4 protein-coding genes are annotated in these 8,366 nt (G+C 69.8%); 2 read left to right on the top strand and 2 right to left on the bottom strand.

The annotated features are described in order from the left end of the window. Positions 1-272: 272 nt before the first annotated feature. A complete protein-coding gene (locus tag RQP53_RS17650) occupies positions 273-1,787 on the top strand; it encodes an FAD-binding oxidoreductase (RefSeq protein WP_315651995.1) in 1,515 nt (504 codons plus the stop codon). A gap of 16 nt (positions 1,788-1,803) precedes the next feature. On the opposite strand, the gene RQP53_RS17645 is transcribed toward RQP53_RS17650, so the two are convergent. Beyond that, a complete protein-coding gene (locus RQP53_RS17645; protein ID WP_315651994.1) occupies positions 1,804-5,826 on the bottom strand; it encodes a two-component regulator propeller domain-containing protein in 4,023 nt (1,340 codons plus the stop codon). Between the two features lie 158 nt (positions 5,827-5,984). On the opposite strand from RQP53_RS17645, the gene RQP53_RS17640 reads away from it, so the two are divergent. Further along, entirely contained in the window at positions 5,985-6,620 is a 636-nt protein-coding gene (locus RQP53_RS17640; protein ID WP_315651993.1) for a LysE family translocator, read from the top strand. Positions 6,621-6,644: 24 nt separating this feature from the next. On the opposite strand, the gene RQP53_RS17635 is transcribed toward RQP53_RS17640, so the two are convergent. Next, a complete protein-coding gene (locus tag RQP53_RS17635) occupies positions 6,645-8,354 on the bottom strand; it encodes a SulP family inorganic anion transporter (RefSeq protein ID WP_315651992.1) in 1,710 nt (569 codons plus the stop codon). Between the last annotated feature and the right edge of the window lie 12 nt (positions 8,355-8,366).

Genomic DNA, 8,366 nt, shown 5'->3' with positions numbered 1-8,366 from the left:
GTGGTTGGGAGAAATGGGGCTGCCACGTAGGCGCGCTGCGAAGGTCGGGCTGGTGGCCCGACAGCCGAGCAGCGCAACGCCCGTGGAGGCCCCATTTCTCCCAACCCGCAGGGCAAGCACCAGCCAAACCCTGCCGGTGTTGCGAGCCTTGCGCAGGCCACCAGCCTGAGCGGCGGCTCGCGCCTAGGCAGGCCTTGGCCGGTGCTTGCCACGGCCCACGCCGACTTATGCAGACCTTCCCTAACAAGAACTGGTTCTTGCGAGGAGGCAGCGTGGACAAACGGCGATTTCTTTCCTGGGCGGCGGCCGGAGCGGCCACGCTCGCCCTGCCCAGCTGTGGTGGAGGCGGCGGCAGCAGCGGCACGGTGACCCCGCCGGTGGAACCGCCAGCACCGGCCGATCCCTTGGCCGCCGAATGGACCGCGCTGGCGGCCCAGCTCGGCACGGGCAAGTTGCTGCGCCCTGGCGATGCCGACTTTGCCCGCCTGAGCCCCGCGGCCAATGCGCGCTTTGACGCTCAATCGCCCCGCGCCCTGCTGCGTGCCGGCAGCGTGGCCGACATTGCCGCCGGCCTGGCCACGGCACGCCGCCTGGCCCTGCCGCTGCGGCTGCGCGGCGGTGGCCACAGCTATATCGGCAACTCCAGCGGCGGCACCTTGCTGATCGATGTGGGTGCGCTAAACGCGGTACGGCTGGAGGGGGATGTCGCCGTGGTGGGCGCCGGGGCGACGCTGGCCGATGTCTACGACGCGCTGATCGGCCAGGGCCGTTGCATTGCCGCCGGCAGCTGCCTGAGCGTGGGCATTGCCGGCCTCAGCCAGGGCGGCGGCTTTGGCGTTCGCGACCGTGAGCATGGACTCACTTGCGACGCATTGCTGGCCGCCACGATGGTCAACGCCGAGGGCCAGACGCTGCAGATCGATGCCCAGCGGCAGCCTGAGCTGTTCTGGGGCCTGCGCGGCGGCGGCGGCGGCAACTTTGGCGTCGTCACCGAATTCCGCTTTCGCACCCACGCGGTGGTGCCGCTGACGCGCTTTCAGGCCGACTTCAAGCTGGATGAGCTGCCCACCGTGCTGGCCGCCTGGCAGGCCTGGCCGCAGACGATGCCGGACGGCATCTGGTCGCAGCTGGCCGTCTCGAGCGCGGGCCTGACGCTCTGGGGCATCGCCAGCACCGGCTTGGCCGAGCTGCAGGCGCAGTGGCAGGGCCTGCTGTCGCGCATCAATGCCAGCGCCCAGTCAGCGCAGCTGCGCGCACTCAGCTACCGCGAGGCCATGCTGGACGACTGCCGCAACCTGAGCAGCGCGCAATGCCATCTGCCGGCACAGAACAGCGCCGGCGTACTCGGCCGGGTGGCGATGGCGGCCAGCTCGGATTTCTTTGACCGCCCTATCGATGCCGCCGGCATCGAGGCCCTGGCCGGCGCCCTGCGCCAGCGCGGCTTGCAACCCGGCATGGCAGTGCTGAACCTGATGGGCGGCGCCATCGCCCGCGTGGCCGAGGATGACACGGCCTTCATCCACCGCAAGGCCTTGTTCAGCGCCCAGTACCTGGCCGAATACCGCCCCGGCACCGATGCCGCGACGCTCAACGAGGCCGCGCAATGGACCCACGGCCTGCGCCAGCTGCTTGCGCCCTGGAGCAGCGGCCGGGCCTATCAAAACTATCTGGACGGGCTGATCACAAATCCAGGCGAGGCCTATTACGGCCGCCACCTGGCGCGGCTGCAGGCGCTCAAGCGCAGTGTCGACCCGAGCAGCCTGTTCAAGCAGGCACAGGGGCTGTGAGCCGCAGCAAGGGCGCTCAGGCCGCCGCCGCGTCGGCCGGCGGCTCAACCGCGAAGGGCGCCACCAGTGGCAGCTCGATGGTGAAGCAGGCGCCCTGGCCCGGGCTGCTGCTGACGCGGATGCTGCCGCCCAGCAGCGAGCTGACGATGGTGTAACTGATGTGCAGGCCCAGGCCGCTGCCGCCCTGGCCGAGCTTGGTGGTGAAGAAGGGATCGAAGATACGGCCGAGGTGCTCGGCAGCGATGCCGCGGCCGTCGTCGCGGAAGCTGATCTGCACCCGATCGCTGCCCAGGCGCTGGCCCTGCAGCTGCAGCAGGCCGTGCTTGCGCCCCTCAAAGGCGTGCACCAGGGCGTTCATGATCAGATTGCCCAGCACCTGGCCCAGCGGGCCGGGGAAGCTGTCCATCGCGATACCGGGCTCGATGGCCAGCTCGAGCCGGTGTTCCTCGCGGCGCAGGCGGCTGGCGAAGGTCAGTGCCAACTCCTCACACAGCTGGCGCAGCTCGAAGGGGCGGCGCTGATCGGAGGTCTGGTCGACGGCCAGCTGCTTGAAGCTGCTGATCAGCTCGGCTGCCTGGCTCAGGCTGCGCAGCAAGAGGCTGGATGAGGCCGAGGCGTTGTCGCAGTAGCGCTCCAGCTCGGAGCGGCGCAGGCCGCCACTGCGCGCTTGCTGGACAAACTCTTCACTGGCGTCGCGCAGCGTGCTGGCGACCAGCAGGCTGTTGCCGATCGGCGTGTTCAGCTCGTGGGCCACGCCGGCCACCAACGCGCCCAGTGCGGCCAGCTTTTCCTGGGCGACCAGCTGGGTCTGGGTGAGCTTCAGGCGGTGGTAGGCCTCGGCCTTGTCCAGCGCGACCGCGGCATAGGCGCCCAGCGTGCGCAGCTTGTCCAGGTGCGAGCCATCGTAGGCGCCTTCGCGCTGGCTGAGCACGCTGATCACGCCCATCACCTGGCCCTTGAGCATCATCGGCACGAACAGGGCCGAGCGCGCCGGTGGCGGCTCGCTGCCGTCAACCAGGCGCAGCCGGCGCTGCGCACCGCCGACGCCGCGGACGATGCGGTTGTCGTGCGGGAACTTCTCGATGATCAGTTCGCGGGCCTGCAGCACGCATTGCACCGCCGGCTGTTCCTCGGAGGCCAGGGCGCGCTGGTAGGGTTCGAAGGCCATGCCGCCCTGCATGCAGTAGTCGAACGCGATCACGCCTTCCTCGGCGCGCAGCAGGCCGACGGCAAAGATGTCGGCCTCCATCAGCTGCTGCACGCGGCGGTAGAGCAGTTCGAGGATGGCCTCGCCATCGAGCAGGCCGGTCAGCTCGCGGCCGATCTCGCTGAGCAGGCTGATGTCGTGCCGGGCAGCCTCGGCCTGCTGGCGCTGGCGCTCGGCATGCTCGGCTTCCTGCACCGCCTCGGCGGTGCGCGCAGCCACCTCTTTTTCCAGCCGTCGCTGCGCCTGCCACATCAGCCGCAGCCGCCAGCGGTACAGCGCTGCCAGCGCCGCCAGCAGCGCCACGCCAGCCAGCAAACGGAACCACAGTGCCCGCCAGAACGGCGGCAGCACTTCGATGGCCAGCACCAGATCCTCGCCGCTCCAGCTGCCATCGGGCCCGGCGGCGCGGGCGCGCAGCTGGTAGCTGCCGGGGTCCAGATTGGTGTAGGTGGCCAGGCCTTCGCCGGGCTTGCCCTCGATCCAGTCGGTATCAAAGCCCTCCAGCTTCCAGGCATAGCGGTTGTGGCGGACGCTGTAGAAATGCAGCGCCGAGAACTCGAAGCTGACCATGGTCTCGCGATGGCTCAGGCGAACCTGCCGGGCCTGGTGCAGCAGGCCGTCAATACCGACCGCCCGCAGGCTCAGCGGTGCGCTGCTGCGCTGGTCTTGCACCTCGCTGGCCGCCTCGCTCGGCAGCAGCGATTGATTGAACACGCGCAAATCGCTGAGCAGCACACGCGGTGCGGCATGGCTTTCGCGCAGCTCATCGGGCTTGAAGGCAAGCAGGCCCTGGCTGCCGAAGTAGAGCCGGCCATGGGCATCGCGGGCGGTCGCGTTGAAGCCGAAGCCGCCATCGAAATGGCCGCCCAGGCCCGGATAGAAGCGCACCTTGCTTTGATCGGGCAGCACATGAACCAGACCCTGCTCATGGCCCAGCCACAGCGCACCGTGCAAGTCTTCCTGCATCGTGTTGACCCAGCCGCGGGGCATGCCGGGCAGCTGTCGCCATGACTGCAGACGCCAGCCCTGGCCCTGCGGTAGTAGCTGGAACAGGCCCACCGCCGTGCCCAGCCAGATCCGCCCCTTGGCATCTTCGCGCAGCGAGAACACGCTGAGGCCGGCCGGGTTCTTCAGCTCGGCGCTGGGCTGCAGCGGCTGGACAAAGCCTTCGCTCGCCGGGTCCCACAGGTGCAGGCCGCCCTTGGTGCCGACCCAGATCCGGCCGTGATGGTCTTCCAGCAGGCAGTCGACGGTGTCGTGGCTCAGCGCCCCGGCCTGGCCGGCGACGGCGCGATAGGTCAGCAGGCGGCCGTCGGGCAGACGCCGGTACAGGCCGCCGGCACTGGCGATCCACAGCACGCCCTGCCGATCGTGCAGCAGCGCGGCGATCGAGGCCCCGGCCGGGCTGGTATTGCCAAGGGCAATCACCTCGGAACGCCGCCGGACGGTGTCGAACAAGCGCAGGCCATCGTCGCCGCCTATCCACAGCCGGCCTGGCGCTTCGAGCAGCAGCGTCTTGATCAGACGGGCGCCGCTTTGTGACTGCGCGATGCGCTCGGTACTGCCGCTGCGCAGATTGACGCGATTGAGCCCACCGCCATAGCTGCCCAGCCAGGCCTGCTCGCTGCCGTCCAGGGCCACGGCGGTGATGCCATCGCTGGACAGGCTGTCCGGGTCGTCCAACACATGCAGGTACTGGCGAAAGCCGCCGCTGCGCAGATCGGCCAGGCTGATGCCGCCGCCCCAGGTGCCTATCCAGAGCACACCGCTGCTGTCCTGATAGAGCGAGGCCACCGAACTGGCGCTCAGGCTGTGCGGCAAGGCATCGTGGTGGCGAAAGAATTCGGTCTCCCAGCCGCCCCCAGGCTGATCGCGCAGGCGCAACAGGCCGCCGCCCGAGCCATAGGCCGCCCAGATCGACCCGGCCTCGTCGCGCAGCAGCGAAAAGACGACCTGCTGCGGCAGCTTCAGCGCCTGCAACTCATCCAAGGGCTTTGCGTCAGCACCACCGAGCTGCCAGGCACGCAGCCCCAGCGCCGTGCCCAGCCAGAGACGGCCCTGCTCGTCGAGCAGCATCGAACGAATCGTCAGGCCAACCGCCTCGCCGGGCCGGCCTTGCGCCAGATCCAGGGTCAGGTCTTGCTGGCCCTGGGCGCTGAGGTGCAGCACCCGCGCGCCCTGGCTGATGTAAAGGCCGCCCTGCCGGTCCGCCACCATCGCACCCAGCCGCAGTGGATTGAGCGGATCGGCGCTGGCCAGCACCAGCTCGTAAGCCCCGCTGCTCAACTCATAGCGCAAGAGGCCGCCGCGGCACGCGACCCACAGCCGCGCCCCCACTCTCACCATGGCGAAGATGCGGCGGTTCTGCGGCGACCAGTCGGCCGGCATGGGTATGCGCTGCAGGGTTTCGCTGCGCAAATCCATGCGATGCAGCCCGGCCGAGGTGCCGATCCAGAGGCGCTCGCTCTCGTCCTCGAGCAGCGCGCTGACCAAGGCATGGGCCAGCGCATGCTCATCATCGGGATCGGCCGCGAAATGCTTGAAACGCCGGCCGTCGTAGCGGGCCAGGCCATTGGCCGTGCCTATCCACATCAGGCCGCGGCGGTCCTGCAGCATCGTGACCGCCGAGCTGTCCGGCAGCCCCTGTTCCGTGCCCAGCGCGTTGAAGCGCAGGCTGGCGACATAGGCGGCAGTGGCCGTGCCGTTCAAGGCCAGCGTCAGCAGCAGCGCCAGGCCGAGTCGCCATGCGGTGCGCAGCACACGGCCACACACGCGGCTGCGCCGCTGCAGCGCGGCAACAGTGGCGGCGGCGGTCAGACCCAGAGAGTGCACTTCACGCATTGGCTTGGCGGGCGCCTCGGCAAGCCCCAGCCTGCCCCGGGTGCAGGGTAGCGCGTGGCGCGACGCAAGACCAGAGGGCCGAGCCACCCGGTGTGAAAGAATGGTTCGCCTCCTCAGGCTCATTGAGGGCTGCGCGCGGCCCGCGACCCATGCTCGGCATCCACGACCTCCCGCTCTTCATTGCCTCCGGCCTGCTGCTGAATATCGCGCCCGGCCCGGATTCCCTGCTGATCATGAGCCGCAGCGCCAGCCAGGGTTGGCGGGCCGGCTCGGCCGCGGCGCTGGGTATCGGCGCCGGCACCCTGATCCATGTGGCGGCGGCGGCATTGGGCCTGTCGGCGCTGCTGGCCACCTCGGCAACGGCGTTCAGTGTCGTCAAATACATCGGCGCGGCCTACCTGCTTTATATCGGCGCCAGCATGCTGCTCAAGCGGGGCGCTGGCAACGATGCTGCCGAGATGGCCGCGCCGGCGCCGGCCAGCCAGCGCCAGCTGTTCCTGCAGGGGCTGATGACCAATCTGCTCAACCCCAAGGTGGCGCTGTTCTTCCTCGCCTTTGTGCCGCAGTTCATCAGCCCCGAGGCCCCGAACAAGCCGCTGGCCTTCATCGTGCTCGGGGCGATCTTCGATTTCAACGGCATGCTGTGGTGCCATTTCCTGGCCGTGTCGACGGCCCTGGCCAGCACCCGGCTGCGCCCCAGCGCGCGGCTGGCCGCCTGGCTGAATCGCGCCATCGGCGCGCTCTTCCTCAGCTTTGGCCTGAAGCTGGCGCTGGCCGAGCGCTGATCCGCGACCGCGACGGGGACTGGCTCAGGGGCTGACCCAATCGCTGGCCACGCGGCTGCCATCCAGCATGCCCTGGTGGTGGCTGAGGAAGAGCTGGCCGCGGAACCAGTGCTGCCAGGCGCTGGCCTTGAGCCGGTCCAGCACCGGGCCCTTGACCTCGCTGAGGTCGAGCCGGATGTCCTGGCGGCGCAACGCCTCGTGCAGATCGCGCAGGGCCTCCAGGCCGCTGAAATCCACCGCATTGACCGGTGCCATCTGCAGCACGACCCGGCGGGTGTCTGGCTGCTGTTCCAGCAAGGCCTGCACCACATCGGTCAGGCTGCGTGCGTTGGTGAACAACAGGCTCTCGTCGATGCGCAAGCCCATCACGCCGGGCAGGCATTCAACCTGGTAGCGGTCCATATTGCGGTAATGCTCGGTGCCCGGCACGCGGCCGATCAGTGCCACATGCGGGCGGGCGGTGCGCTGCAGCAGCAAGGCGATGGCACCGAGCACGCCCAGGCCCAGCGCCGCGCTGACGCTCCAGAACAGCACCAGCAGCGTCACCAGCCCCATCAGCACCGCCTCGGCCCGCGCGTAGCGCCAGGCCTGGGCAAAGGGGGCGAACTTCAGGCCGCTGAGCACGGCGACCAGAATCGTTGCCGCCAGCACCGCCTTGGGCAGCCAGGCCAGCAGCGGCGCCAGCAGCCACATCGCCAGGCCCATCGCGAAGGCGATGAAGACGCCGCTCATCCGGGTGCGGCTGCCGGCGTCGTACAAGAGCACGCTGCGCGAGAAACTCGCCGCCACCGGCATGCCCAGGCTGAGCGCCGCGGCCAGATTGGCGCCGGCCAGGCCGAGCAACTCGCGCCGCGCATCGACCCGCTCGGCACGCCGCCGCGCCAGCGACTCCGACACCACCAGACTGGTCACATAGGCCATCAGCGCCAGCAGCAGGGCGCCGGGCAGCATCGCCTGCCACAGCGCGGCATCGAGCCGCGGCAGTGACAGGCCCAGGTGCAGCGGCGGCAGCTCGCCGACCACGGCCACACCGGCCGAGACCGCGTCCAGGCCCCGCGAGGCGGACATGGCCAGCAGCAGCAGCACGAGTGGCAGCAGGCGCAGCAGCAGCGCCGCACGCACTTCCCCCATCCAGCGGCCCAGCAGCGCGGCCAGTCCCTGGCGGCCGAACACCAGCACGCAGACGGCGCCGACCCCAAAGGCGGCGCTCCAGCGATGCCATTGCCCGCCCGAGGCCATCGCGCTGCCCAGCAGCGAGGGCAGATCAAAACCGCTGGCCGGGCTGCCCAGCAACACCGGCAGCTGCGCCGCCGCGATCGACAGGGTGGCGCCGGTCTCGAAGCCATGCAGCACCGGCACGCTGAGCAGGGCGGCCAGCGCATCCAGCCGCAGCGCCGCCGCCGCCGCCAGAATCAACCCGACCTCGGCCGCCAGTACCAGCGCTGCTTCCCCGGGGCTGACGCCGGCGGGCGCCTGGCCCAAGGTCTGCGCAATCATCAGCGCCAGCACCGCCACCGGCCCAATGCCCAGATAGGGGCTGGAGCCCAGCAAGGCATAGAGCAGCAGCGGCAGCAGGCTGGCATACATGCCGGTCTGCGCCGGCAGGCCGGCCAGCATCGCGTAGGCCAGGCTTTGCGGAATCAGCAGCACGCTGACGACAAAGGCAGCGAGCAGGTCCTCATGCAGGAATTCGCCGGCATAGGCCCGCCAGCGCTGCAGCCAGGCCGCCGTCATGCGTGGACGAGC

Source organism: Roseateles aquae, assembly GCF_032337115.1.
Lineage (GTDB): Bacteria > Pseudomonadota > Gammaproteobacteria > Burkholderiales > Burkholderiaceae_C > Roseateles_C > Roseateles_C aquae.
This window is presented reverse-complemented; position numbering and strand designations above follow the sequence as displayed.